24 protein-coding genes are annotated in these 26,864 nt (G+C 41.8%); 12 read left to right on the top strand and 12 right to left on the bottom strand.

The features are described from left to right. The first annotated feature begins 25 nt into the window (after positions 1 to 25). Both G4420_RS04925 and G4420_RS04920 read left to right on the top strand, forming a co-directional pair. A complete protein-coding gene (locus tag G4420_RS04925; RefSeq protein ID WP_163322441.1) occupies positions 26 to 1,069 on the top strand; it encodes a porin in 1,044 nt (347 codons plus the stop codon). 18 nt (positions 1,070 to 1,087) lie between these two features. Next, a complete protein-coding gene (locus tag G4420_RS04920) occupies positions 1,088 to 1,930 on the top strand; it encodes a sulfurtransferase (RefSeq protein ID WP_163322440.1) in 843 nt (280 codons plus the stop codon). A gap of 328 nt (positions 1,931 to 2,258) precedes the next feature. On the opposite strand, the gene G4420_RS04915 is transcribed toward G4420_RS04920, so the two are convergent. The 3 genes from G4420_RS04915 to G4420_RS04905 form a co-directional block, all read right to left on the bottom strand. Then, entirely contained in the window at positions 2,259 to 2,873 is a 615-nt protein-coding gene (locus G4420_RS04915) for a hypothetical protein (RefSeq protein WP_204273596.1), read from the bottom strand. Between the two features lie 132 nt (positions 2,874 to 3,005). Beyond that, a complete protein-coding gene (locus G4420_RS04910) occupies positions 3,006 to 4,358 on the bottom strand; it encodes a Gfo/Idh/MocA family protein (protein ID WP_204273595.1) in 1,353 nt (450 codons plus the stop codon). A gap of 43 nt (positions 4,359 to 4,401) precedes the next feature. Beyond that, a complete protein-coding gene (locus G4420_RS04905; RefSeq protein WP_163322439.1) occupies positions 4,402 to 5,937 on the bottom strand; it encodes an SUMF1/EgtB/PvdO family nonheme iron enzyme in 1,536 nt (511 codons plus the stop codon). Positions 5,938 to 6,343: 406 nt separating this feature from the next. Between G4420_RS04905 and G4420_RS04900 the strand changes: the two genes are divergently transcribed. From G4420_RS04900 to G4420_RS04890, 3 genes are all read left to right on the top strand, one after another. Further along, positions 6,344 to 7,045 carry a ComF family protein gene (locus tag G4420_RS04900; protein ID WP_163322438.1) on the top strand — a complete coding sequence of 234 codons (702 nt, stop codon included), beginning with the start codon at positions 6,344 to 6,346 and terminating at the stop codon, positions 7,043 to 7,045. 121 nt (positions 7,046 to 7,166) lie between these two features. Continuing rightward, entirely contained in the window at positions 7,167 to 8,219 is a 1,053-nt protein-coding gene (locus tag G4420_RS04895; RefSeq protein WP_163322437.1) for a BRO1 domain-containing protein, read from the top strand. Between the two features lie 13 nt (positions 8,220 to 8,232). Then, on the top strand, positions 8,233 to 9,276 hold the full coding sequence (locus G4420_RS04890) for a rhodanese-like domain-containing protein (RefSeq protein ID WP_163322436.1): 1,044 nt from the start codon (positions 8,233 to 8,235) through the stop codon (positions 9,274 to 9,276). A gap of 24 nt (positions 9,277 to 9,300) precedes the next feature. On the opposite strand, the gene G4420_RS04885 is transcribed toward G4420_RS04890, so the two are convergent. Genes G4420_RS04885 through G4420_RS04870 form a run of 4 tightly spaced genes read right to left on the bottom strand, consistent with a single transcriptional unit; the run spans position 9,301 to position 11,514 of the window. After that, entirely contained in the window at positions 9,301 to 9,735 is a 435-nt protein-coding gene (locus G4420_RS04885; RefSeq protein ID WP_163322435.1) for a hypothetical protein, read from the bottom strand. Positions 9,736 to 9,747: 12 nt separating this feature from the next. Next, positions 9,748 to 10,359: a rhodanese-like domain-containing protein gene (locus G4420_RS04880; RefSeq protein ID WP_163322434.1), complete on the bottom strand. Its 612-nt coding sequence runs from the start codon at positions 10,357 to 10,359 to the stop codon at positions 9,748 to 9,750. 6 nt (positions 10,360 to 10,365) lie between these two features. Continuing rightward, complete coding sequence (locus G4420_RS04875; protein ID WP_163322433.1) at positions 10,366 to 10,968, bottom strand: YeeE/YedE thiosulfate transporter family protein; 603 nt, start codon at positions 10,966 to 10,968, stop codon at positions 10,366 to 10,368. Positions 10,969 to 11,004: 36 nt separating this feature from the next. Further along, the gene (locus tag G4420_RS04870) at positions 11,005 to 11,514 is read right to left on the bottom strand and encodes a YeeE/YedE thiosulfate transporter family protein (RefSeq protein WP_163322432.1); all 510 of its coding nucleotides are present in this window, start codon (positions 11,512 to 11,514) and stop codon (positions 11,005 to 11,007) included. A gap of 226 nt (positions 11,515 to 11,740) precedes the next feature. Between G4420_RS04870 and G4420_RS04865 the strand changes: the two genes are divergently transcribed. Together G4420_RS04865 and G4420_RS04860 are read left to right on the top strand one after the other, a co-directional pair. Next, a complete protein-coding gene (locus G4420_RS04865; RefSeq protein ID WP_163322431.1) occupies positions 11,741 to 12,565 on the top strand; it encodes a hypothetical protein in 825 nt (274 codons plus the stop codon). Positions 12,566 to 12,610: 45 nt separating this feature from the next. Continuing rightward, complete coding sequence (locus G4420_RS04860; RefSeq protein WP_163322430.1) at positions 12,611 to 13,039, top strand: globin domain-containing protein; 429 nt, start codon at positions 12,611 to 12,613, stop codon at positions 13,037 to 13,039. A gap of 411 nt (positions 13,040 to 13,450) precedes the next feature. On the opposite strand, the gene G4420_RS04855 is transcribed toward G4420_RS04860, so the two are convergent. Both G4420_RS04855 and G4420_RS04850 read right to left on the bottom strand, forming a co-directional pair. Continuing rightward, positions 13,451 to 14,059: a porin family protein gene (locus G4420_RS04855; protein WP_163322429.1), complete on the bottom strand. Its 609-nt coding sequence runs from the start codon at positions 14,057 to 14,059 to the stop codon at positions 13,451 to 13,453. After that, positions 14,060 to 14,794: an SIR2 family NAD-dependent protein deacylase gene (locus G4420_RS04850; protein ID WP_246241543.1), complete on the bottom strand. Its 735-nt coding sequence runs from the start codon at positions 14,792 to 14,794 to the stop codon at positions 14,060 to 14,062. Positions 14,795 to 14,902: 108 nt separating this feature from the next. On the opposite strand from G4420_RS04850, the gene dnaG reads away from it, so the two are divergent. From dnaG to G4420_RS04830, 4 genes are all read left to right on the top strand, one after another. Continuing rightward, the gene (dnaG, locus tag G4420_RS04845) at positions 14,903 to 16,858 is read left to right on the top strand and encodes a DNA primase (RefSeq protein WP_163322428.1); all 1,956 of its coding nucleotides are present in this window, start codon (positions 14,903 to 14,905) and stop codon (positions 16,856 to 16,858) included. Between the two features lie 4 nt (positions 16,859 to 16,862). Continuing rightward, positions 16,863 to 17,345 carry a pyridoxamine 5'-phosphate oxidase family protein gene (locus G4420_RS04840; protein WP_045026032.1) on the top strand — a complete coding sequence of 161 codons (483 nt, stop codon included), beginning with the start codon at positions 16,863 to 16,865 and terminating at the stop codon, positions 17,343 to 17,345. Positions 17,346 to 17,354: 9 nt separating this feature from the next. Next, positions 17,355 to 18,377 (top strand): NAD-dependent epimerase/dehydratase family protein, encoded by a 1,023-nt coding sequence (locus tag G4420_RS04835; protein ID WP_163322427.1) that lies wholly within the window; start codon positions 17,355 to 17,357, stop codon positions 18,375 to 18,377. A 581-nt stretch (positions 18,378 to 18,958) separates the two neighbouring features. Further along, positions 18,959 to 19,714, top strand: coding sequence for an SOS response-associated peptidase (locus G4420_RS04830; RefSeq protein ID WP_163322426.1), 756 nt, complete (start codon positions 18,959 to 18,961; stop codon positions 19,712 to 19,714). On the opposite strand, the gene G4420_RS04825 is transcribed toward G4420_RS04830, so the two are convergent. The 3 genes from G4420_RS04825 to rnr all read right to left on the bottom strand — a co-directional run bounded on the left by G4420_RS04825 (position 19,704) and on the right by rnr (position 24,644). Continuing rightward, positions 19,704 to 21,206 carry a glycoside hydrolase family 10 protein gene (locus G4420_RS04825; protein ID WP_163322425.1) on the bottom strand — a complete coding sequence of 501 codons (1,503 nt, stop codon included), beginning with the start codon at positions 21,204 to 21,206 and terminating at the stop codon, positions 19,704 to 19,706. The genes G4420_RS04830 and G4420_RS04825 overlap by 11 nt on opposite strands. 512 nt (positions 21,207 to 21,718) lie before the next feature. Then, positions 21,719 to 22,321: a TetR/AcrR family transcriptional regulator gene (locus G4420_RS04820; RefSeq protein WP_163322424.1), complete on the bottom strand. Its 603-nt coding sequence runs from the start codon at positions 22,319 to 22,321 to the stop codon at positions 21,719 to 21,721. 160 nt (positions 22,322 to 22,481) lie between these two features. Then, positions 22,482 to 24,644 carry a ribonuclease R gene (gene rnr, locus G4420_RS04815; RefSeq protein ID WP_163322423.1) on the bottom strand — a complete coding sequence of 721 codons (2,163 nt, stop codon included), beginning with the start codon at positions 24,642 to 24,644 and terminating at the stop codon, positions 22,482 to 22,484. 227 nt (positions 24,645 to 24,871) lie between these two features. Here rnr and G4420_RS04810 point away from each other — a divergent pair, with 227 nt between their 5' ends. Further along, the gene (locus G4420_RS04810) at positions 24,872 to 26,827 is read left to right on the top strand and encodes an Ig-like domain-containing domain (protein WP_163322422.1); all 1,956 of its coding nucleotides are present in this window, start codon (positions 24,872 to 24,874) and stop codon (positions 26,825 to 26,827) included. Positions 26,828 to 26,864: the final 37 nt, after the last annotated feature.

Raw genomic sequence — 26,864 nt, 5'->3', positions numbered from 1 at the left:
TAATTATCAACTAAAAGAACAGATTATGTTACGCAAATTATTATTTATATTATCAGCAGCCTGCTTGTTGGCTTACAATGCACAGGCACAGGGATGCTCCGAGCCAGCCTCAGACGAAGGTGTTTCTGTTTTCGGATACCTGCAGGCGCAATACGATTATGGTTTTGCAGAAGGTGATAATACCAACACTTTTGGTTTTAACCGCTCACGTATTGGTGTTATGGGAAATATTCCGTACGACTTTAGTTACTATGTTTTGGTAGAAACCAGTCCGTTTAAAAAAGACGGGCCAAAAGCATATCTGCTTGACGCTTTTATCACTTACAAACGTTTTTCGTTTGCAAAGGTAAGTTTGGGTTCCTTCAAATCTCCTTTCGGACAAGAATTGGGTACACCTTGTCACTCTTTGTATACTATCAATCGTTCGAAATTTATAAACGAACTTACTGCACCCGATCGCGATATGGGGGTGATGGTACTTGGTGGATCGGATACTACTTTAATTCAATATTCGGTTGCCTTGATGAACGGTACCGGACTTTTGGTTAAAGATGCCGACAAATACAAAGATTTAGTAGGTAGAGTTTTGGTTCAGCCATTCGACTGGATGCATGTTGGTGGTAGTTTCCGTGTTGGTAAAGCTACCAGCCAGGATGAAACGGTTACAGAACCCGACGAAAGAACTCGCTGGGGAGCTGAATTTGAAGTGGAGAAATATGGATTCCTTGTGCAGGGAGAATACATCTGGGCCGAAGACAAAGGTTCGTACCTGGTTGGCGGCGGATGTGGCGGCGATCCTGAATTGGTACAGGGTAGTGTTGAACGCGAAGGTTTATCAATTATGGCCCTTTATAACCTGACTTATAATTTCCAGCCTGTTATTAAATACGAGAATTACAACAGCGATTTGAGTTTGGGAAATAACAACATGGAACATATTACAACCGTAGGTTTCAACTATTTCTTTAACGAGTGGACTCGTTTACAGGTGAACTACGAATATAAAGCTGAATGGGCCAATGAAATTTCGAACGATATGATCATGGTTCAGCTACAGGTAAGATTCTAATTTTAAATGACAAAGGATATGAAACTTAATAGATTATTTTTCTTAGGATTGGTGTTGTTGATGGCTTCTGCTGTGTCAGCACAGGATTTGATCTCGGCAAATGAGCTCAAACAGAATCTGAAAAACCCGAATTACATCATTCTTAATGCTGCTGCAAATCAAAAAGTGTTTATTCGTGGTGCGATTGATCTACCACATGGCACACTGTGTACCGACGAGCCTATCCGTAATATTATCAAATCGCCGGAAGAAATGGCTGCAGAGCTTGGAAACAATGGTATATCAGCTGATAAAACCATTGTTGTGTACGATGAGGGGTCAACAAAATATGCCGGACGGATGTACTGGATGTTAAAGTATTTGGGAGCACCAAATGTAAAAATGTTGGATGGTAACATTACGGGGTGGAAAGCAACACGCGGACCAATCGGGACAGCATCAAAAGGCAGCAAAACTACATTTACCGCCAATGTTGACGCCAACCAGCTGGCTACTATGGCTGAGGTAAAAAAGGCGGTTAACAACCCATCGTATGTAATTGTTGATGCACGCACACCGGAAGAATATGCCGGTACTGCGGAAACAGAACTGGCAAGACCGGGACACGTTCCGAGCGCTGTTAATGTGAACTACGAAACCCTGGTTGATGGAAAGAGTTTGCTAAAATCGAACGAAGCACTTACTTCGATGTTTGAATCGAAGGGGATTACCAAAGATAAAACGGTTATTGTTTATTGCGAAACCAGTGTACGTGCCGGAGTTATTTATTTGGCATTGAAAGGTTTGGGGTATCCAAACGTAAAAGTATACGACGGAGCTTATTTGGAATGGCAATCTGTCGATTCGAATGAGATAGGTTAGCCTTTCGCATGTCCTGAGCGCCCTGGTATTTACCGGGCGCTCTTTTTTCTGAAAGTCATGTAAAAATTGATAGCAAAATATGCTTCAAAATTTATTGACTCACCCTGATTGTGCCTTCGACACAATCGTCCCTCTCTTCGCGAAGAGAGGGAGTGAGGGAGAGTTCGTCGACTATTGTTTCACTTTCATTCCTGTTGATGATTTCCGGGAATCATGATTGTTTTTACTAAAATAATACGCTGATTCATCAGTAAACAGGCTAACATGAGAGCATAAAAAAACCGCTAACCAAAACTGGCTAGCGGTTTTTTTATTTTGTTGTTTCTAATTATTTGATCTCTATGTTCGTGTCAATAACCGATCCCGGTTCAAGTGTACCCAGGGAGTTAAGCTGAATACTGGATGAATTCAATATGGAGTTCAGATCGCTGGCATCAACATTGGCCAAACTCATAAAATCAGATGGAACAACTACCACTCTGAAAGTTTGGTTCATGGTGTAATCGCTTGGCAAACTTGAAAGGTCCACATCGCCATCTAAAAATACCGACATATCATTAATGAGATTGTTGGGGATATCGCCGGTAAAATCGAAATTATACTGCAAAATAGCACCCGACTGAAAATAAGTGGTTTGTGGTAGCGGACGCCAGAAATCCAATCCATCCTCGTTGGTCCACAAAATGTAGGCTAAAATTACATCCGATTCATAAGGATCAAATCCGTTATCCGAAAAGTTAAAAACCAGTTGGTAATTGTTTGCGGGGGTAAAGTCTCCTGTAAATTCAAATGTGGTTCCAATAAAATTGTAACCATCTTCTCCCGGGATTCCCGGAGGTCCCATCGGGCCTTCGCACGAGGCCAGAACTGTTGCAACAATTATTAAAAGAACCGCAGAAATTTTTTTGAAGGTAATTGTTTGTTTGTTTTCAATTGTTTTCATAGCTATAGACTTTTATAATTAAACTTCATTTTTTAGTGTTAAAACAAGTATAGTGCCAAAAAAACCTTCGGCTATTGCCGAAGGTTTATATTTGAATTGATTGATCAATCTTAAGGAGCCTGTTGCTTTACTCTATTCAAGTGTTCCCGGTACAGGTACGCTTGCAGTTTCCATAAAGCCAATATCACCCATGATGAAAGTGTCAGGACCCAGTTTCATGTCCGAATTCATCATTTCATCCCAGGTAACTTCTTTTCCGGTGTATGCCGAAACGCGGCCCATAATTGCCGTCATTACCGAATTGGCAGTTTCTTCGGCCTCGTTAAACGGAATATCCTGGCGAATACAGGTAATCAGGTCTTTATGCTCCTGAACGTATGGGCTGGTTGCATGATCTTCGTACGAGAAAAGATCATTACCATCCAGATCGGTAATTTTTGCTGTGCCACCCTGAGCTGTAAATGCTTTTCCTTTTGTACCGTGCATTACTTCGTTTACGGCATTTGTACAGCCATTAATCTGACGGCATGTGCTTAAAATCTGGCGTCCGTCATCCAGTTCATATCGAACGGCAAAATTATCATACTGATCGCCGGTTGGGCGACGCTGACGTGAACCAAAACCTAAAGCTTTTATCGGGTGTTTGCCAAAAAACCAGTTGGCAACGTCGATATTGTGCACGTGTTGTTCAACAATATGGTCGCCCGAAAGCCAGCACCAGTTTACCCAGTCGCGAATCATCCATTCCATTTCGCTCCATTCGGGCTTGCTGTTTCTGTACCACAATTGTCCACCATTCCAATATACTTCGGCTGTGGTGAGTTTACCAATGGCGTTATTGCTGAGTTCTTTATATACATTTAAATATTTATGCTGGTGGCGGCGTTGTGTACCTGTAACCACTTTTAATCCGGCAGCATCGGCCATTTTTGCAGCGGCCAAAACCTGACGAATTCCAACCGGATCAACAGCAATTGGTTTCTCCATAAATACGTGCTTACGCGCTTTTACAGCTGCCTCGAATTGCTGAGGACGGAATTTTGGCGGAGTTGCCAGAATTACAATATCAACACCCGAATCAAGAACTTTTTCATAAGCATCAAAACCAACAAAACAGTTTTCTGCAGGTACTTCCTGTCCGGTTTCTGTTTTAATTTTCTCGGCACAGCTATCCAGCCTGTCCTGAAAAACATCGGCCAGTGCAGTTACCTGAACGGTTGAACCACCGGCTTCCAAAAAGTTAAGAGCTGCACCGGTTCCTCGTCCGCCGCAACCAACAATACCGGCTTTTAAAACTGTTCCGGCAGGCACTTCATCCAGCAAAGGTGGATATTTGTACTCTCGTTGCAGCCAGTCGTATTCGCCACTTTCAGAAGATCCTCCGCCAGAGCACGACGACAAAGTTCCGATTCCCATAGCCCCTGCTGCACCTACTGTTGCGGCTCCGGCTAAAAATTTCCTTCTTGAAAAATTGTTGTTACTCATGATATTAATGTTTTAGTTGAATTTAGGATTCAATCGTTATAAGTTATTTTCCGTTATTCTCATCATATTCACATACTACCCTGAAGCTAATGTAATTACAGTCCGATAGCCACCAGATACTCTTCGGCATTTGCGGATCGGTTTTCATCCATTCTTCGCTACGGGTGTAATCGCGGGCAGCACTTCTAACTTCACCAACGGGGCTTTTAAATGTTCCGCCACGAATAACGTGTTCGTTGCCGGAAACCGGTCCTTTTGGGTCGGTAGCACCATCGCTTAATTTCGAATAGGCATCTTCGGCGTACCAGTCGGCACAATATTCTGCTGCATTACCAAGCATATTTTTCAACCCAAACGGATTGGCTTCAACAACATCGGGCTTGGCCGTTTTCAGGCTACTGTTTTTCTCATAAACGACATAGTTATTAATAATGTCGCTTCCTTTTCCGAATAGTTTTCCTATAAAGTTTTTGTCTTTAAAGTCTTTTGGCTGACCTTCAAAGAAGAACGGAGTTTCAGTGCCTCCGCGGGCTGCATATTCCCACTCGGCTTCAGTTGGCAGGCGGTAGGTTTTTCCGGTAACCTGCGATAACCATTTGCAGTAGGTTTCGGCCGAATGGTAGCTCATTGTAATGGCTGGCCGGCTTCCCATTCCCCAGTTTTGGTCGGGTTGTCCGTAAGGTGGCGTTGGGCCTGAAATTGCATCAACATCTGCTTTGGTGCGTGCACCTTCGGTGTCGGTGGTTCTGCCTTCGGCGGCAGTGGCACTGTAAAAGGCCAGGTATTCATCCCAGCTAACTTCTATTTCAGCCATAAAGAACGGACTTACATTTACCGTTTTTTGCGGGCCTTCATCGATTTCGCGAAGTTGTTCCGCTTCAGGACTTCCAATTTTGAAACTTCCGCCCGGAATGGCTTTCATATTAAAGGCAATGGTTGTTCCCGGAATAGTTTCGGTATAATCTTCATGAGCCGTGACTTCGGCTGCAGCTATATAAATTTCTTTTGCCTCGGCACCGGTACTTCCAAACTCAACATTTTTGGCATGTAACGCATTTGGGTCGTAATGGCCAACATTCAGGTGGCAATTAATACAGCGCAGTTTCTCCTCGTTTTGCGAATAATAAAGGTGCGCCTGCTGACCTTCGGAAGTAAGAGTCAGCGGAAATAAATTATTGTGGCAACTAATGCACGATTCTTCAAAAACAAAATGTTGCGCCTGCTCAAGCGAAGACTTGGCTTCCCAGTTAAAATCGGCACTGTCTTTAAAGAAATATCCATACGCATCGCGGGCTCCGGCTTTTACTTTTTCTTTTAGGTAGCCTTGTCCTTTTGGCGGGAGGTGACATTCCACGCATCCGATATGCATACCTGTCCTGTTCTCGTGATGAACAGAGAGTTTCCACGAATCAAAAACATGAGGGTGTACGTGACACACTTCGCACGATTCATTTGTTGAGGTAGCTTCAATAACTTTAAGAGAAGAAATGGTAACAGCGATACCAATTATAAATCCGATAAAAATGATCAGTAACAGTTTTTTTCTAAGGTAGTTACCAAAACGTTGAAATATGGCCATTGGTTATTATAGGTTTCTTGATTTAACAATGCTGGTAAAAATACTAATTTATATGGCGAAAATCCTGACTTTTGTATGTTTAAAAATTTTCAATTGTACTATATTTTTCAACAAGTCACAGATAATTTAGCCATTTGTCTGTTGTTATGACGCAGCCTCTTCGAAAAATACCTATTTATTCCAAAACAAAAAGGTTGTCTCGAACGCGACAACCTTTGGAGATGATTTCTTGAGAGGAATACAAGAGAGATAGGGAAATATTTTTTATACAGTTGCAAGTTATGGATGTTTTATCCAACTCTGATTATGTAAAAATTACTAGTGAGTTAACGAATTATTAATCGGTAGCAATCAACTTTTAACTAAATATTAAATGGTTAAATAGAGAATTTTGTAACTTTCAGCTATGAACCTTCTCAAGCAAAGTATTTCAGATGTGCTGGGCCTGTTTTTCCCCGAGCTTTGTGTAACCTGCGGAAAACGTTTGGTGTCGCAGGAAAAGTTCGTGTGTTTTGAATGTTGGCGGGATCTTCCGCTAACAAACTTTCATTTAAAACCGGAGAATAAAGTTGCTCAGTTGTTTTGGGGAAGGGTTGACATTTCAGCAGCAACAGCTTTTTTCAGCTACAAAAAGGGGAGTAAATACCAACAGCTAATTCATTTTGTAAAATACAAAGGGCTAAAAGAGTTGGGTTATGAAACCGGGAAAAAGTATGGTTACCAGCTATTAGAATCACCGGACTTTGCTGATGTTGATGTTATAATGCCGGTGCCGCTCCATCCACGAAAAGAAAAGAAGCGCGGTTTTAATCAAAGTGAATGGATCGCCCGGGGAATTGGAGAGGTTTTAAAGAAGCCTGTCGATGCAAAAACGCTTTATCGCAAAGTATATACCTCAACGCAAACAAGAAGGAACCGCTACGAACGTTGGCAGAATGTTGAAAGCGTTTTTGGAATGACTGATACTAATGCGCTGAAAGACAAACATATTCTGTTGGTTGACGATGTGGTAACCACCGGTGCAACGCTCGAAGCCTGTGCCATTCACCTGTTAAAACAGGCCGGAACAAAAGTTAGTATTGCCACACTTGCCTTTGCCGATATTTAAGAGTCGATCATATTTCCTCAAAATCTTATCAATACTTCCGGAACTCCCATTAAACAATGTTTCCCTTCAATGTGTTAAAGCAACAGAATAACGGATCTAAATATCATTAAAATACAACGAAATGAAAATTACAAATTTGTTTTTCCTTGCCCTTGTGGTACTTGGTTTTGTGGCATGTAACCAGAAGCCTGCAACCACTGAAGATGCGAATGTGAAGTATTACCGACAGTTGCTGTTTAGTGAAACGCCCTGGGATACCGAGCGTGGTTCGCACGAAATTTCGGACGAAGAAGCTGAAAAAGTGAATAATTATAAATTCACATGGAACGATGACGGGAAACTGGCATCAGTAGAATACAACCGCAATGGAGTATTGTTGGGATACTCGGGTTTACGTGCAGCAAAAATTACTTACACTTACGAAGGCAATAAACAGCTTAAGCATTTCTTTAATGATAAAGGAGAGCCAATCGAAAGCGCCGGTGCATTTACGCATGAGTATACGGTTGATGATTCAGGAATGCGCGTTGCAATGCGTTTCCTCGATAAAGAGGGAAATCCAACAGAGAACAGTAATAACATTCATAATTACGTTTGGTCGAAACTCGAAGACGGGATGATTCGCGAATTGCGTTACAACCTGGCAAAAGAAGAAACGATCATGAATCCTTTCTGCCCGTTTTATGAATTGCGTTTTACCTACGATGCGAACGGATATGTAACCCGAATGGCCAATTACATTGAAGACACATTGTACAATTGTACGGCCGAAAATTGTGGCGATGTTGGTGTTTCATATTTCTTATTCGAAAATAACGACAAAGGCGATGTGCTGAGCTTTTCGGTTCACAGTACTACCGGGCAGCTTTCCAATTTATACTGGGGTTGGGCCAAGCGTCAAAATGAGGTTGATGAATATGGCAACGCAGTTAAAACGGTTATTTACGATCAGGACAATGAATTACTCGGCGGAAAAGGAATTCCTGTAACCGAGAATGAATACGATGAATATGGAGCGCTGGTAAAAAGTGTATCGAAAGATGCCGACGGAAATGTGGTTAACAATCCGAATAACGGTGTAGCCATTGTTGAATATAAATACGATGATCAGGGAAGGAGAGTAGAGACTCTTCGTTACGACAAAGAAATGAATCCTGTTGAAAGTCAGAGCTAATACCTTTTAATTTATGATTCAGATAAAACCGATTTTAAGATTTCTTTCACTGGCTGCTTTTGTCGTTTTGATTTCCTGTTCAGGAGGACAGAAAAAAACTGAACAGACACAAACCAGCGAAACAGAAACAACACCAAAAATTGAGGTAAATGAGGAGGCAAAATTACTGCTGAAAACCCTGAATGAAATGGGTGATTATGCCAATAGCCGTAATTTCCCTTCTCTTATAAAACCATCGTCAGTTTATGAAGAACTGGATGGAAACATTTACATCATTGACCTTCGCAATGAAGAAGCATATAACGACGGACATATAAAAGGTGCTGTTCGGGTTGATTTTAGCAACTTACCGGCATATCTTACCAATGATATTAAGCCGTTTGAATACGATAAAATTGTGGTGGTATGCTATTCCGGACAGATTTCCAGTTATGCAGTTTCGTTGTTGCGACTGGCAGGTTATGGCAATGTTTATGCAATGCGCTGGGGAATGAGTGGCTGGAACAAACATTTTGCTGAAGATTCGTGGCTTGCTAAAGTTTCTTCCGATTATCAGGATCAGCTGGAAACGGAGGATCACGATAAAGCACCGGTTTCAGATTTCCCAAAACTGAATACGAACAAAAGCACTGGCGATGAAATTTTACAACAAAGAATCGATGCGCTTTTTGCCGCCGGTTATCGCGATGCCTTGGTAAATGCAAAGGATGTGTTTGAGAATTCCGGAAATTATTACACGATTAATTACGATCGGAAAGACAAATACGACTCGGGCCATATTCCGGGTGCAGTGCGTTACAAACCGGGTGGTACACTTGGTATTGTTTCAGAAATGCAAACTATTCCGGTTGATAAGGAAGTGGTATTGTATTGTAACACCGGGCATAATTCCGGATTTGCAACTGCTTACCTGCGTTTGTTTGGCTACGATGCCAAAACGCTGACCTATGGCAACAATGCGTTTATGTACGATAAAATGAAGGAAGAAGAAAGTGCGCTTTCGTGGCTGCCGTTTACCGAAGCCGAAATTCACGACTATCCGTACGTTCAAAATTAAGTAGGAGATTTTTTCTAAAAGATATTATTCCAGCCTGATCCTTGTGTCGGGCTGGAATTTATATTTTAACTCCTCCGGATTTGCTTCATCCGAGAGAATATAAACGGCCTCAAATTCCAATTGATTAAGAATTACCCAGGCTTTTGAACTTGTGGCAATATCGCCGGAATAAAGCAGGGTTTTACCATCAATCGAAGCCAGTTTTTCCTTATTATCTTTATCAAGTAGTTTATCAAAAGGTATTACCACTGAATTTGGGAAGCGTTGATTTTCGGCGTCTAACTCAACTATTGAGTAGTTTTCTTTTAATTCGCTTAACTCCTGCACCGAAATTGTCATTTCTGTGGTTAATGCCTCGCTCACATTTCTTTTGAAAAGATTTGTATTAAAAGTTCGTACCAAAACAAGTACAACTAATACAAGCAGAGCACCTAAAATCCAAAGTATATTTCTTTTCATTTTGTAACGGTTTTATTCGCAACCTCCATCCAGTTGCGATTCTTCCAAACGTTTTGCTTCGAGGTATTGCATCTTTAAACTGTCGGGCAAACTATTAATTTGTGTAAATGTTCTGCGCGCTTTGTAACGGTTTTCAAATAACGCATTCTCGCGTGGTGTAATCCGTTCACCTTCAAATTTGCTCAACATAACCGTTTTATACCATTCATTCATTCCGCCTTTCATTACAAACGAATTCGAATAGCCCAATCCACTTACAATCGTCCAGGCCATGTTTGCCGTTTCGTCACCGTTTGCATAATACACATTTCTCACTTTATCCTGATTCAAGTAACCTTCCCAGCTGGGATTTAGCAAATCGTTGAAAGGAATATTGATTGATCCCGGAATGTTACTTTCCATAAACTCTGAGGCACTTCGCAAATCGATCAGTTGAATAGTTGTGTCTTCGTTATTTACAAAGCGCGCCACTTCGTCAACCGAAAAATACATGTCGGAATTTGACGAAACATCCAGCAATTCTGTCGGTTTTAGTTGAAAAGACTTCGCCGCATTAAATGGTAGAAAAGCCAGAATCAACCCAACTCCTGCCAGTAATAATGATATTTTTATTCGTGCATTCATTGCTGATTAAATTTCTGTTGTGATATCGTTTCGTGCATATTTCTTCTCGGCTAGTTCTGCCAGCCAGAACATTGCAATGGCAGCTGCTATCAGCAGAAACGTAAAAACTCCGGGAGAAACACCGAGCCATTCATCTACACGTACCGGACCTTTGTAATTTGCTCCGGCCAGTGTCTGGATCATCGGGTAAGTTTCGGCAAAAAGAAATGCGCCACTCAATCCGCCCACCAGAAAAAACAAGGCATCAATTTTCCCGATCGACATTGCACTGATTCCGGTGCCCGGGCAAAAACCGCCCATTATAAATCCGGCTCCCATAATTACTCCGCCAACGAGTGTTGCGGTTACGTAGTAAGGATTTACATAAACCAGGTTTAAATCGAGCAAGCCAAAATAGCTGAGCAATTGCGAACCTGCCAACGCCACTATTGCGGCCGTAAAAAACACCTTCAAAACAGTGGTGTCGTATCCGTAAAACATTCCGGCCAGTTTACGGCTCGATGAAAAACCGGCCTGCTCCAGCGCAAAGCCAAAGCCAATTCCGATAAAAAATCCGATGCCGAGATTCATCCATTCAGGAAGGTCGTTAAGTATTGTAATCGGTCCCATAATTTTTGATTTACTGAGTTACTGAAGGGTTGAATTTTAGATCCAAAGTTTTCTGAAAAACCATGCAAATAAAAAGGCAGAGCCAAAAATGCCGAGCATGGTCATAAATCCGGCTACTGAAAGTACTGCCATTCCTGAGAGCGCGGCGCCGCTGGTACATCCACGAGCCAATTGTGCGCCGTAAACAAAAAATACACCGCCAAGAAAGGCAAACAATAAGCGTTTCCCGTTCGAAATTTTTGGTGATTTTTCAATTTTAAATTTCAAACGGCCCGAAATGGCTCCCGAGATAAATCCTCCTAAAAACATGCCGAGGACTTCAAGAGCCAGCCAGCTTTTTAGCGGACTTTTACCGTCTTCGAAATATTTGCTGTAGTACGAAGATTCCATGGCGTGTTCATGGTCAACTGTTTCAACAGCTGCCACTACTGCGTATTTTAATCCGCCACTCGCTCCCAGTCCGCGCCCTGAAAAGAACATCGCGGTTAAAAGTACCAATCCAAGTAGCACCCCTGCCAGGTATGGATTCATGTATTTTTTTCTCATCGTAGTAAAAGGTTTTGGTTAAACTTAACCGGTAACTCTAAAGACAAATCAAAGGAGTTGATTGTTTTGTGGGATGCGGAAATAATCAACAGTAAAATCTCCAGTGTGGAGTTTGTGTTAGTCATGGTCGGCACCTATTCTAACATAAATAATTAGTTTGTAAGTCATGAGTTTTATATATTTCGGCACCATATTTGATCAACGGAACATACTAAAAACAAAAATCATGAAAACCTTAACTACACTATGTTTGGTCTTAATTGTTGCATTTTCTGCCTATTCGCAAGATCAAATTATCAAAAAAACAGGCGATGTTATTAATTGTAAAGTTACGGAACTGGGAGCCGAAGAAGTAAAATATTATTACGACGGAAACGACAAACTTATTTTTGGAATTGATAATGCACTGGTGGCCCGTGTTGAATTTGGCACTGGTGAGGTGGTTGAAATTCAGAAGAATACTTTTGATGATCCTGCGTATTATTCCGATCAATCGAAAAATGCTTTAAAAGTCAATTTTCTGTCACCTTTGTTTGGTACTACCGAGTTTGTTTACGAAAAGAGCTTAAAGCCCGGCCGGTCGTGGGAAACAGCTTTAGGAATTGTTGGCCTTGGAAATGATCTCGAGGATATTGATCCCCGAGGTGTTTATGGAAAGTTTGCTTATAAATTTATGCGCGACCCTGATTATTACATGCATAAAATGCATTACTCACATATTTTAAAAGGAGGCTATATTGCTCCGGAAATTGCATTGCGTTACATGTCGTATGATGATTATTCGTACAACTATTATTATGATTCCAGCGGTTATTATCATTCATCTTCAAGTTCCGAAAGAGATAGTCAGGTAACTTTAGCCATAATGCTAAAATTCGGTAAACAATGGGTTTTCGACGATGCTTTTTTAGTAGACATTTACTGGGGAGTAGGGTATGGTTTTGGTGCCGATGATTACGAGGGATTGCCATATGGTTTTATTGTTGCACCGGATGATTTTCCGATCGCACTTACCAGCGGATTACGAATTGGTTGGGTTTTTGGAAAGTAATCTCAACAACTTTTGCTTTTAGTTGTTTCAGGACAAAAAGCAAAGATGGAATTAGAGATCAGTAAATATTTCAAGGGGGTTCGCCCCGGCATTACACTTCCTTCGCCGTTAATGTTGGAGATTTTGAAAGAGGAGGGAATCCGGAAAATGGTGAGCGATCATTACGATTTGGTTGTGCAGAGCCCGATTAAAGATCTGTTCCCGAAAAATCCGATAGCGCTTGAAAAAGCAAAAGAACACTCGGCTGATTTTTTTATTCAGATTTGCGGAGGCCCCGATTACTTTAACCAACACCGCGGGAAACCTCAATTAAACAGAAGGCATTTGCCGTTTAAAATTACCGCTGAAGCGCGCATCGAATGGTTGAATTGTTATAAACAGGTTTTAAGCAAACTGGATTTGCCCGATGAGGCGCTGAAATCATTCTGGACTTACCTTGATGATTTTTCGAAGTGGATGGTAAATAGCTATTGAAAGGATTAGTGTTTAAGGATTGAGTGGAAAATAGGATTAAGTGAATGAGTAATTGGGTGAATGAGGAGCATATAAAGAACCTTGAATGACGATTAACGATTGTTGATTGCAGAAGGGGGAGGAAAGTTTTCAGTTTTCGTCGCAGTTTTCAGTTTTACAATTTGGCTACATTACAATTTGCCAGTATGAATTGGCAATCGGCATATAGCAATATGCAAACAGTTAAACCTTCTCATCTCCGTGTCTTTGCAAGAAAAATCTTTAAAGAATTTCGGATAATGATTAACGATTTTAGATTTGGAAGCAGGAAGAAAGTTTACAGTTGCAGTTAACCATTCTGCAATTTAGCAATAGAACAATTTGACAGTTTTACAATTCAGCAATTCAGCAATTTTTCAATCTCCATTATTCTCACCGCCCCAGCCGGTAATACAAGGCCAGCGAAATTACATTATTAAACAAGCCGTTGTGGAAATAATAATTGGTTTCCGATTTGTCGCTGCACGGAAGAACGGATAACGCAAAACGCAGATCTACCGATGCATGTTCCAGAAAATCAAACTGAAAACCTATAAAAGGCTGCAAGTCGAAGGTATTAAAATCCTGCCGGTCGGGTTCAGGAATTTCTCCATCGCTGTTTACTTCTTTCGAGTGGATTAAAACGCCCGGCGCAATACCACCAATAATCATACTTCGGTCGTTGGTACGGAATGCCATAAAAATTGGAATGTCAATATATCCCAATCGCATAATGTATTTGTCAATATTGGGCTGTTTAGGGTCGAATGCTCTGCGTGAACCTTTTTGCGAATATTTTATTTCCATTCCGGCCACAATTGCCGGAGCAATATCAGTCTGAACAAAAAGACCGGCTAAAATACCCGCTTTATGATAGCCTTTCAGATTGTCTCCTTCAACCTGTGTTCCGTTAAATCCTGCAATTATTCCGGCATCGAAACGCTGGGCCACAACAAAGTTTGCAATCAAAAGAAATCCAAAGGCAACAACTATCCGTTTCATTTATTTTAGTTTTTCCAGTTCCTCTTTTAGCATCTTAACCCCAATTTCCGCTTTTTTTTCGATATACGTAACATTTTCCTGGTAAACTTCCGGCCGGTTGGGGTCGATAACAAATATCGGTGTTCCTTTTCGCACGTAGTTTACAAGGCTTGCGGCAGGATAAACCGCCAGCGAAGTACCAATTACCACCAGAATATCGGCCTGCTGAACAATGCCAATTGCATTTGAAATTTCAGGTACAGCCTCGCCAAACCAAACAATATGAGGGCGCAACTGGCTTCCCTTTTTGCAAGAATCGCCCAGTTTGAGCTCCCAGTTGTCAAGTTCGTAAATCAGATATGAATCCAGCGTGCTTCGGGCTTTCATCAACTCTCCATGTAAATGTGTAACTTTTGTGCTTCCGGCCCGCTCATGCAAATTGTCCACATTTTGAGTTACAACCTGAACATCAAACCATTTTTCCAGTTCCGCAATTCCGCGGTGTCCGCCGTTGGGCTGGGCTTCAAAAAGTTGCTTTCGGCGTTCGTTGTAAAATCGCAAAACCAGCTCCGGATCACGTGCCCAGGCTTCGGGTGTGGCAACTTCGGTAACATCGTATTGCTCCCAAATTCCGCCCATATCGCGAAATGTTTTTAATCCGCTTTCCTGGCTCATGCCGGCTCCCGAAAGAACTACCAATTTTTTCATCATTAAAAATGTTCCAACGATTAAATGTACAATTAATAATAATCGCATTCAAATCGGGGCTGATAATCTGGTGCTTATTTGAAGCGGCTTTTAATTGTGGATATTATTCGGCTTAAAAGATGTTTGTTTCAGGCTATTTCTGATATTTTTGTACTGATGATTGATCATTCCACGATAGACCGGATTATTGACGCTGCGGAAATTTCAGACGTAGTAGGCGATTTTGTTACACTCCGAAAACGAGGTGTAAACATGCTTGGATTGTGCCCGTTTCACAACGAGAAAACGCCATCGTTTACCGTGTCACCGGCCAAAGGGATTTTTAAATGTTTCGGATGCGGAAAAGGAGGGAACTCGGTGAACTTTATTATGGAACACGAGAATCTCACTTATCCGGAGGCGCTGAAATGGCTGGCAAAAAAATATCATATCGAGGTTAGTGAGGAGGAGGAAACAGAAGAGCAAAAACAGCTAAAAGATTCGCGCGAAAGTCTGATGATCGTTTCCAGCTTTGCCCAGAAATTTTTTACCCGCTATTTGTGGGAAGAAAACGAGGGCAGAACTATTGGACTGGGATACTTCCGCGAGCGTAGTTTTCGCGACGATATTCTGAAAAAATTCGAAGTAGGTTTTGCCCCTGATGGCAAAACACCCTTTACCGAAGCGGCACAAAGGCAAGGTTATAAACTCGATTTCCTTGAAAAAACAGGATTAACCATAAAACGCGACGACTGGTTGCGCGACCGTTTTGCCGGACGTGTAATGTTTCCAATTCATAACCTGGCAGGGCGTGTAATTGCTTTTGGAGGCCGTATTTTAACAAACGATAAAAAAACGGCCAAATACCTGAATTCGCCTGAATCAGATATTTACCACAAAAGCCGGGTGTTGTACGGAATTTATCAGGCCAAACGCGAAATGACCCGTACCGATAAATGTTATCTGGTTGAAGGTTATACCGATGTTATGTCGTTGCACCAGGTTGGTATCGAGAATGTTGTTGCTTCATCAGGTACTTCGCTGACGCCAGATCAAATCCGAATGGTGCGCCGTTTTACGCCCAATATCACGATAATTTACGATGGCGATGCAGCGGGAATAAAGGCATCTTTACGCGGAATTGACATGGTGCTGGAAGAGGGCATGAACGTTAAAGTGTTGCCGCTGCCCGATGGAGAAGACCCTGATTCGTTTGCCAAGAAGATGGGAGCTTCCGGTTTCCAGGAATATATGGAGCAGAACGAGACTGACTTCATTCAGTTTAAAACCCGACTGCTTTTAAAAAGTACCGAGAATGATCCGGTTGCCAAAGCGCGCCTGATCTCTGACGTTATCCGGTCGGTTTCCGTAATACCTGATTCCATTACCCGTTCGGTTTATATAAAAGAATGTAGTCGTTTGCTTGGTGTTGACGAAGAAGTGTTGTATACCGAGGTTAGGAAACAAAAACATCAGCAAACCGAGGAGTTTCGTAAAAAGGAATTTCGCGAGCAAAGCCGTCGGGAGGCGGCACCTCCGCAACCTGCTCAGGAAGAACCGGTAGTTCGGCCTGTAAGACTTTTGGTGGAAGAACTGGAGTTTTTGCGTTTTCTGCTCAAATATTGTATAACCGATTTGATTGAAGAGGAGGATGTGGAAACTCACGAAACCCGCACTTTGACGGTTGGAGAGTATATGATTGATGAACTGGAAGCCGATGAGTTGGTGTCGGAAAATGCGCTGTTTAAAAAGGTGTTTTACGAAGTTCGGGAGAATTTATACAAAGAGAATTTCGATCCGTGGAAACACTTTGTTTATCACCCCGATGCTTCGATGAGCAAGTTTGCAACCGATCTGCTTTCAGAAAAATATACCGAGAGTAAACGCTGGACCAAAGCCGGTGCTTTTACCGAAAAAGAAGAAGACATTCTGGATGTTCTCATTCCCCGGATCGTTAACGAGTACAAACTGCGGAAAATTAAAATGATGATGGCCGAAATTGAAAAGGCCATTGATAAAGCAGCAGCGGACAACGATTTTGATAAAGTGATTGAAGAACAATCGATATATATGAATCTGAAACGGGCTGAAAAAGAATTGGCAAAAAGCCTTGGCAGCCGAACCATAAATTAACGTTATGCGAACAAATTTTATCGAAGACCGCAAAGAAATCGACGAAGTAATCCGTGCCTGCAAAACCTGTTATTTTGCCATGTCGGTAGATGATAAACCTTATGTATTGCCGCTGAATTTTGCGTTGGAAGGCGATACTATTATTTTGCATTCGGCTCCGGAGGGACGCATGTGGGAAACCATAAAGAAAAATCCGCAGGTGTGTATTAACTGGACCCTGGGCGAAGAACTGGCCTGGCAGGATGTACGTGTTGGCTGTAGTTACAGGGTAAAATCGAAAACGGTAAACGTGGAAGGGAAAGTAGAGTTTATCGACGATTTTGATGAAAAATACCGTTGTCTGGGATTGCTAATGAAACAATACAGCGACCGCGAATTTAAATTCGGAACACCGGCGGTAAAAAATGTCGGGATTTTTAAAGTGCATATTGAAAACATTACAGGGAAAGAGTTTGGCGCTAAAGCTGTAACACCCTGGAATTCATAAACTAATTCAATGATTTTTGTAACAGGAGGAACCGGATTGGTTGGAGCTCATTTATTGTATGAGTTTTGTAAAACAGGCAAAAAAGTTAAAGCTTTAAAGCGGAACACAAGCAATTTAGAGCAGGTGCGCAAAACTTTTGCCTACTACACCGACGATGCCCGTCAACTGTTCGACACCATTGAATGGGTGGATGGCGATATTCTGGATTATTTCTCACTCGAAAAATTATTGAACGGCGTAACGGAGATCTACCATTGTGCGGCCATCGTTTCGTTCGAAAGCAAAGAACGGCAGCGGATGATCTCAAATAACGTGGAGGGAACAGCCAATCTTGTTGATGCTGCAATTGAAAATGGTGTGAAAAAGATCTGCCATGTAAGTTCCATTGCTGCACTAGGGAAATTACAAAATGGTGCTCTGGTTACGGAGGAAACGAACTGGGTGCCATCGAAAAAGAATTCGGCGTATTCCGAAAGTAAGTTTTATTCTGAAACCGAAATCTGGCGCGGTATTGAAGAAGGATTGGATGCCATTATTGTAAATCCGTCGATAATTTTTGGCCCTGCAAACTGGGAGAACGGAAGTGCAAAAATCTTCAAAACCATTTGGGATCGCATGAAATTCTACACCAAAGGCGTTACCGGCTTTGTTGATGTTTTTGATGTTGTGCGACCTATGATTAAATTGATGGAAGCGGAAAACTTTGAAAACAGCAAAAACCAGCGCTATATTCTAAGTGCAGAGAATTTAAGCTACCAGCAGGTGTTTACGCAAATTGCAGAAGCCTTACAAAAACCAAAACCTACGATTTGGGCCAACGACTTTTTGATGGGTTTTGTCTGGCGGGCAGCTACTTTTGCCAGCTGGTTTACACGCAAACCACCGTTGATAACCCGCGAAGCTGCAACAGGCCGTAATACCGTAAATAATTTTGACGGCACAAAAATAACGCGGATGACCGGTTACCATTATCTCCCAATTGCGGAGTCGATTAAAAAAACAGCCGGCTTTTTAAAAGAAGATCTGGACTAAAATCCGGTAAAAGAAAAAGGCAGGTGAACCCCGCCTTTCAAAAAACTCTAATTTTTTATCATTCCTAATGAATGCCCGTTGGCAATAAAAGTCTTCCCAAACTTTTATTGCAATAAAATGGTATAGTTATCTACTTCTCAATAAGTAGTATTTTAACTCAATTTCAGCCCGTTAGCCTCGCAAAAGGGCACAAATGGGCAACTCTTCGTCCACAAAAAGCTGCCCATAATAAAAACAAAAAGATAAAAAATAAGGGTTTGTAGCTGCCAAAGTATAGTGTTGTTTATTAATTTCCAAATATTTCAACGAAAAAGTGGAAGAAATCAGCTTAAAGAGAATGATTTTAGATTTAGTTTATCATAAAATACTAAAAGAATAGAAATGTTCATATCTGCTGGCAGGTTGAAAAACGAGGAGAACAAAATTAACAAAAGGTTGGTTGTGGTCTATTGTATTTAACGTAATGTGGATTTTTAAGAAACGATTCTTTCGCTGGTTGGATGGTTAAAAAAGAGGCTGTTTTCGGTAGTTTTTTATAATTTTAGAAGAACTATTCTGAGCTCAATAATGTTTTTAAGATTATGTGTTACGATATAAAAACCAAGGTTGAAGCAGCATTAAAACGGGCACGGCATTATGGCAACGAAGAGGCCATACAAATGCTGATTGAACAGTTTCGTCCTTTTCTGGAAGAGGAGTTTTTTCACGTTTCGGGTTTTCAGCATCCCAAAATGCTGATTTATACCAGTGAGAATTTTGAATTACCGGCCATTGCCAGCTGGGGGCTTATTCCGTTTTGGGTAAAAAACGAACAGCAACAACTTGATATCTGGAATAAAACGATTAATGCGCGCGGCGAAAGTATTTTTGAAAAACCTTCCTTTCGAACCTCAGCCAAATCAAAACGTTGCCTGGTTTACATCGATGGTTTTTTCGAACATCACCATTTTGGTGGCAAAACTTATCCTTTTTATATTCAGCGGGTGGATGGAGAGCCAATCATTTTGGGAGGCTTGTGGGACGAATGGACCAACAAAGCTACCGGTGAAGTGGTGAACTCGTTTACGATTGTTACCACCAAAGCCAATACATTGATGAAAAAAATCCATAATACCCCGAAACTTAACGAAGCCCGGATGCCATTGATCCTCAGCGAAGAGGAGGCCGATAAATGGCTGAATGGCACTGTTGCCGAGGCAAAGGCGATGATTCAACCTGCCACCGATGGCCTGTTGAAAGCACACACCGTAAGGCGATTACGCGGGAAAGAAGCCGTTGGTAATTCGCCGGAAGCAATCGAAGAATTTGTTTACCCCGAGCTTAAATTCAGAGCTTGACTTTTATCGGGGCACTCAGCCTGCTTTCGTTACTTAAGCGGTCGAGCACCGAAATACGTACTTCGTATTTTTTCTTTTTCCGGTTTATTCGCTCAAACTTAATTTCCTGATCTTTCGTGATGCTATAAATATATTTGCAATTCTCCGGATCGAACTTTTGTCCTTCCTCATTCAGGTAAAGCACATAACTCCAGGCTTTGTCCATTTCGTTTTGTGTTTCGGCAGGTGTCCATTTAATTTTGCTGCCCCGCTTGTTTATTTTTACCAGCGGCTGTGGTGCCTTGTTGTCAAGCCATGGCATTGGCGGAACGATAGCCGGAGATTTGTAATAGTCCAGTTTTAAACTGTCCTGCAATCCCAGTAAATCACCATTAAACCACTTGCTGCTATAAAACGATGAGCCCTGAATCTCAGGTATCGAACGCAGTATCCGTATTTGTTTTGTAAGCTGGTCAGGTTCCGTCCATTCTTTGGTTTGCGAAGTGCTGCTAACTTTATAAGGTGCCTGTCCGATGTACATTGCGCGGCCATAGGCATGATCTTTCCACCAATTGGCCAGCAGCTGAAAGTCAACAGTTGGATGACCGATTTGCCAGTATAATTGCGGCAGTGTATAATCGATCCAACCTTCTTCCTGCCACTTTATTATGTTGGCATACAAGTGGTCGTAATTTGTTGTTCCGGCTTTTGTGTCGGAACCTATCGGATCGTCGGTTTTATTTCGCCACACACCAAACGGACTGATGCCAAATTTAACCCAGGGTTTGGTGGTTTTAATCGAGTCGTTCAGCATTTTAATGGTAATATCAACATTTTCGCGGCGCCAGTCGGCTTTGTTCTCAGCAGTAAATCCACGGTTGTAGTATTTGAAAGATGTTGTATCCGGGAATTCTTCTTTTAAGGGGTAAGGATAAAAATAGTCGTCGAAATGGATGGCATCCACATCATAACGTTTCACAATGTCCTGCACCACATCGGTTACAAATTCGCGGGCTTGCGGTAATCCCGGGTCGAAATACAAACGGTTGCCGTATTTTAAAATCCAATCGGGGTGACGAAATGCAATGTGATCGATGGAAAGCGGATCATCAAGATTTTGTGCTACCCGGTAGGGGTTGAGCCAGGCATGAAGTTCCATTCCGCGTTTGTGGCATTCTTCAATCCAAAACTTCAGCGGATCGTAAAAAGGCAGCGGTGCCTGTCCCTGAACGCCGGTGAGGTAACGCGACCATGGTTCCAGATCTGATTGATAAAAAGCATCGGCAGCGGGGCGAACCTGCAAAATAATGGCATTCATGCCTAAACTTTTATGTAAATTTAAAATATCGATGATTTCGCGTTTCTGGGCATCAGTGCTTAGCCCCGGTTTCGAGGGCCAGTCGATGTTAACAACGGTGGCTACCCAAACGGCTCTGAACTCGTATTTGGGTTGCGTCCGGGCAATGACAGAAAGGAACAGGCAAGCAGAAAGAAGGACTAATAGCTTTTTCATACGATTAAAATTTATTGTTTGAAGGCATCGTATGTACCCGCACCTCTATGATTAATTTCGGAGTGTTGGATTTAGATGCTCGTTTCATATTATGGACATTGTTGCACACAAAAATAAGAGAATGTTATCTTGTGGGAAACGAAAAAGGCAGAATTTACTGTGTGAGTCTTTCAACTAAAAAAAATTGATATCTTTGTCCCAGATATACGAAGTAAAAAAGTAAACGATATTTAAGACAAACAACGGGCTTGTCGTTCTGACAAGTTTGTGGTTTATTAGGTTTAGTTGGTTTAGGTTAAAAAGGCTGTCAGAAGGGCAGCCTTTTCTTTTTTATAAATTTTTAAAACCACTAAACTTAATCCGTATAAATTAAATCAGTCAGTGTTATCCAGGATTTTCGATTAATCAATGAAAATCCTGTTGATCTGTGTTATCTGCGTTCCAATATTCAAATAAAAAGGCTGCCGGATTACTCCAACAGCCTTAGATTATAGTTTTTTTTTGATTGAGAACTACCTTTTCATTATTCCGTAACACATAATTTTCAGAATAATATCAACGCTTCGTTCCAGATTTACGTCGCTGTAATTTCCTGCGGCGAGCGGCATTTCCAGTCCTTTAATCGCGGTGGTAATACCAATAGCTGCCAGGTTAAAATCATAAATCTCAAATTCATTTTTCCTTACTCCTTCTATCAGTATCCGTTTTATCATCCGGATTTCGTCCTGCTCATATTTAAGTTTTATCTCGTCGATAAATCCAACGGCGGTAACATCGTTTTCAATGGCATGATAGAAATTCGCCAGATTCCGGAATGTGGCCATTTTAGTTAGAATGTAATCGCGTAACTTGTCCACCGGATCGGTGTTTCTGTTTATCACAATCTCAAGTTCGTGCGCCAAAATATCAACCTCTTTCATAATAACTGCCTGAAAAAGGTCTTCTTTACTTTTAAAATAATAGTAAAGTGAGCTTTTCCCCTTACGAACAGCATTAGCGATGTCGTCGAGTGTGGTTTTTTTGTAGCCGTATTTACTGAAAATTTCACGGGCAATCTTTAGGATATTTTCCCTGTTTACATCCTTTTTATTCGCAGTATCCGCTGAATTTTGCATGAATTGAAACGTTTTGTCTATGTTAAAACTTGGCCAAATATAACTATTTATTTTAGCTGTTATTATTTTTTAGAACATTTTACTCTGGCAGACGACATTTACTTTGGTTGGTTGAATGCCCTGTAACTGGTTGAAATCTTTTTTGCTAATATTCGAATAGCTACTCTTTATCCTGTTCTGCCAGTCTGAAGTCGAGCTGCTTTCTTTCAAGATTGGTGCGCCAAACACGTACATTTATTTTTTCGCCCAACTGAAAACTCTTACGTGAATGACGTCCAACCAACGCATAATTTTTTTCGTCGAAAATATAAAAATCATCATCCATTTGTGCGATCGGAATCATGCCTTCAATTTTATTCTCCAGCTCCACGTAAATTCCCCAATCGGTGACACCTGAAATCGTTCCCGGGTATGTTTTTCCGATATGATCCTGCATAAACTCCACCTGCTTATACTTTATCGACGCCCGTTCAGCATTGGCTGCTTTGGCCTCCATGTCGGACGAGTGTTTGCAAAGCCCCTCATATTTTTGCTCGTTAACCGAACGTGCGCCGTCTAAATATTTTTCCAGCAGACGGTGCACCATCATATCGGGGTAGCGCCTGATTGGCGAGGTAAAGTGCGTATAATAATCGAACGAAAGCCCGTAGTGCCCGATGTTCCGGGTTGAATAGGCTGCTTTTGCCATGGTGCGGATGGCCAGTGTTTCTACCACATTCTGTTCGCTTTTACCTTTTACTTCGGTAAGCAATTTGTTTAGCGATGTTGAAATGGCCCGCGGCGTTGACAGTTGAATGCCATGCCCAAAGCGCTTTATAAACGTGTTGAACGACGAAAGTTTGTCGGGATCGGGTTTGTCGTGAATACGGTAAACAAAGGTTTTTGGCGTTTTCTTTTCCGGAACTTTGCCTATAAACTCAGCCACCTTTTTGTTGGCCAGCAGCATAAACTCCTCAATCAGGTGGTTCGATTCTTTTGATTCTTTAAATGAAACGGATATTGGTTTTCCTTTCTCGTCAATTTCAAACTTCATTTCAATACGCTCAAAAGCAATCGATCCTGTATCGAAACGTTCGTCGCGCAATTTTATCGCCAATTCATTGATTTTTAGCATCTCCTCAGAAAAATCGCCCTGTCCGGTTTCGATAATTTCCTGTGCTTCTTCGTAGGTAAATCTTCGGTCGGAATGGATGGCTGTTTTGCCAAACCACTGTTTTTTTACTTTTGCATCTTCGGTAATTTCAAAAACGGCCGAAAAACACAATTTATCCTCGTTTGGACGAAGTGAACAAACACCGTTCGATAAGCGCTCGGGAAGCATCGGAACAACGCGGTCGACCAGGTAAACAGAGGTTGCACGGTCTTGCGCCTCGTTTTCAATAATGGTATTTGGCCGCACGTAATGCGTAACATCGGCAATGTGCACACCAACTTCCCAGTTTCCGTTGTCAAGTTTCTTTAACGACAGGGCATCATCAAAATCTTTTGCATCAACCGGGTCGATGGTAAATGTGGTGGTATTGCGCATATCGCGCCGCTTTTTAATCTCTTCTTTCGGAATTTCCAGCGGAATTTTTTCGGCAGCCTTATCTACATTTTGAGGGAATTTGTGTGGCAGTTCAAACTCGGCCAGAATAGCGTGCATCTCAGCATCGTTGTCGCCGGTGTCGCCCAACACTTCAATAATTTCACCAAACGGGCTACGCGCATTTTGTGGCCAGTCTTTAATTTCTGCAATGGCTTTTTGCCCGTCTTTTGCACCGTTTAGTTTTTCTTTCGGAATAAAAATATCGAAACCAACTTTCCCTGACGGAATCAAAAACGCAAAGTTTTTGGTGGTTTGTACTGTTCCTACAAATATTGTTTTTGCCCGTTCCAGAATCTCGGTAACTTCGCCTTCCAAATCGTGTTTCTTGCGCCGCGCATAAACATGGATTCGTACTTTGTCGCCTTCCATGGCATGGTTGAGGTTACGCGATGAAATAACAGCCGGTTGCTCCAGTTCGTCGCTGATGACGTATGCAAAACCCTGTGGTTGCATTTCAATAATACCCGTAACTTTTCCGGTGCGTGCTTTCAGTTTGAATTTTCCCCGCGATATCTGATCAACGTAACCATCGTCGGCCAATTCCTGAAGGGCAACGTTTATCAATTTGCGAGTCTCCGGATCTTTTATACTCAGCGAGCCTGAAATCTGACGGTAATTAACCGCCTTCCCCGGGTTTTCGTAAAGTGTTGAAAGTATGGCGTTTTTTAGCTTTTTCTTGTTGTATGTGCCGCCGCGTTTCTTTTTGTGCAGCTTATTCTTTTTCTTTCTTCCCATTTTGTTTTAATTATCACAAGCAAGTTAAAATAATTATTATTCATGTTTTAATAATAAGTGCGGAAGTTGCGAACAATATGAGATCGAACTGAGGTAGCTATAAGTTTATTTCGGAATATTTAACAACTCGGCACCTCCTATATTTACAGGAATTTGTATGTTTGTAAACCATTTTAAGGGTTCGGTGTCTTGCCTTTGAACGCCTTGAAAACAGACATTTTAAGCCTATGAAGTTAAAGGGGAAACTACCGTTTTTTATTGTTGCAATGCTGGCCTGGATTGTTATTATTTCGTCGTGTGCCAATATGGGGATGCCGGCCGGAGGACCACGCGACTCGGTGCCACCGGTTTTGCTGGAAACCAGCCCGGAATACCGTGCATTGAACTTTGATAAAGACAATATCCGGTTTACATTCAACGAATATTTACAAACGGATAAAATATCAGAACAGCTGGTCATTTCGCCTCCGCTGGAAAAACGCCCGTTAATTAAAACCAAATCGAAAACCCTGATTATTGAGTTCAACGAGGATTTAAAAGACAGCGTAACGTATTCGCTTGATTTTAAAAATGCGATTGTAGATAACAATGAGCAAAATCCGCTTAAAAACCTGCGTTTCTCGTTTAGCACTGGGCCCGAATACGACTCGTTGCGTGTGGCTGGGCGCGTTATAAACGCCTTTAATCTTGAGCCAAATAAAGATGGTTCGTTATTGATTATGCATTCAAATTTGCACGATTCGGCTGTGTTCAGGGTACGCCCCGATTACATTGCAAAAACCGATGAGGAAGGTTTGTTTATGATCGATAATATTGCCGAAGGAACCTATAATTTGTTTGCGATTAACGACATGAACAACGACCTGATGTATAACGAAGGTGCGGAGGAAATTGCTTTTCTGGATACATTGGTAATTCCTGAGGCGCATTTTCATGCCGAAGCCGATACGATGGTTAGTGGCGTTGACTCGATGCTGGTTTTGGGGCATACACATTTTTCTCCCGAGCCGTTTTATATGCGCTTTGTGATGGAAGATATTTTTGAACAGTATGTTGAATCGACCGTACGCCAGAGCCGCAATAAATGTTTTTTTGAGTTTAATGAATCGATTGCCGATACCTTCTCGGTAAATTTGATCGACCACGATGCAAGCGATTGGCAGCTTTTTGAATACGGGCAGAATAAGGACTCGATACTGATGTGGATTACCGACACAATGGTTTCGAGATACGACTCGCTTTATATGGAGTTGTGCTATACGCAGCTGGATTCAGCAGGCATGCCATACGTGCAAAACGATACGATATTAATGCATTATGCCGACCCAAAGGTGGAGGAGGAAAAGAAAAGCCGCAGACGGGGAAAGGAAGAGGAAGAAGAGGAAGAGAAGCCGGAACCCATACCGCAGTTTACCTGGCAAACCGATATTCCGTCAACCATGGAGTTGAATGGAGTGATCCGTTTTGTATCGCCCGAGCCTGTTCAGAGTTTTAACACTTCGATGGTGAAGATGTATCTTACTGCTGATACCTTGGAAAATGCCCTCCCGATAAATGTACAAGAAGACACCGCAAAATACCGGAGTTACTCAATTAGTTACAATTGGGAACCACAAACTGAATACAGCTTTGTGATTGACTCCGCAGCATGCGTAAATATTTTTGGAATTACAAGCAAGGCCTTTTCAAAAGGTTTTAAAACACGTGAAGAAGATTATTACGGCAGCCTGGAATTTGATTTCTCGAATGTAACAATGCCAATGGTTGTTCAGGTTCTGAAAAATAACGATGAAGAAGAGGTGTTGCGCCAAAAAACTTTTACCGAAGATGGTACAGTGTTGTTCGAATACCTGGCACCCGAAAAGTACAAGGTAAAAGTAATTTACGATGCCAATGGAAACGGCAAATGGGATGCCGGAAGTTTTCAGGACAAAGTGCAACCTGAACGCGTGGCGTATGTGCAGGAAGTAATTAAGCTACGCTCGAACTGGAGCGAAAGTCACAGCTGGGATTTAACGCCCGATCCGCTTTTTAGTAAAAATATCCGCGATAAGGAAGAAGAAGAACGGAAGCGTGAAGAAGCACTGGAGAAACAACAAAAAGAAGAGGAAGAGCAACGAAATAACAGTATGATCCGACCGGGTGACACTGGTAGTGGCGCTGGTGGTTTTCAGCGGAGATAGGCTGGGTAGCTACATTTTCGGTTAAAATATCTACCTT

Origin of the sequence: Draconibacterium mangrovi (assembly GCF_010586825.1) — a bacterium.
Classification (GTDB): Bacteria; Bacteroidota; Bacteroidia; order Bacteroidales; family Prolixibacteraceae; genus Draconibacterium; species Draconibacterium mangrovi.
This window is presented reverse-complemented; position numbering and strand designations above follow the sequence as displayed.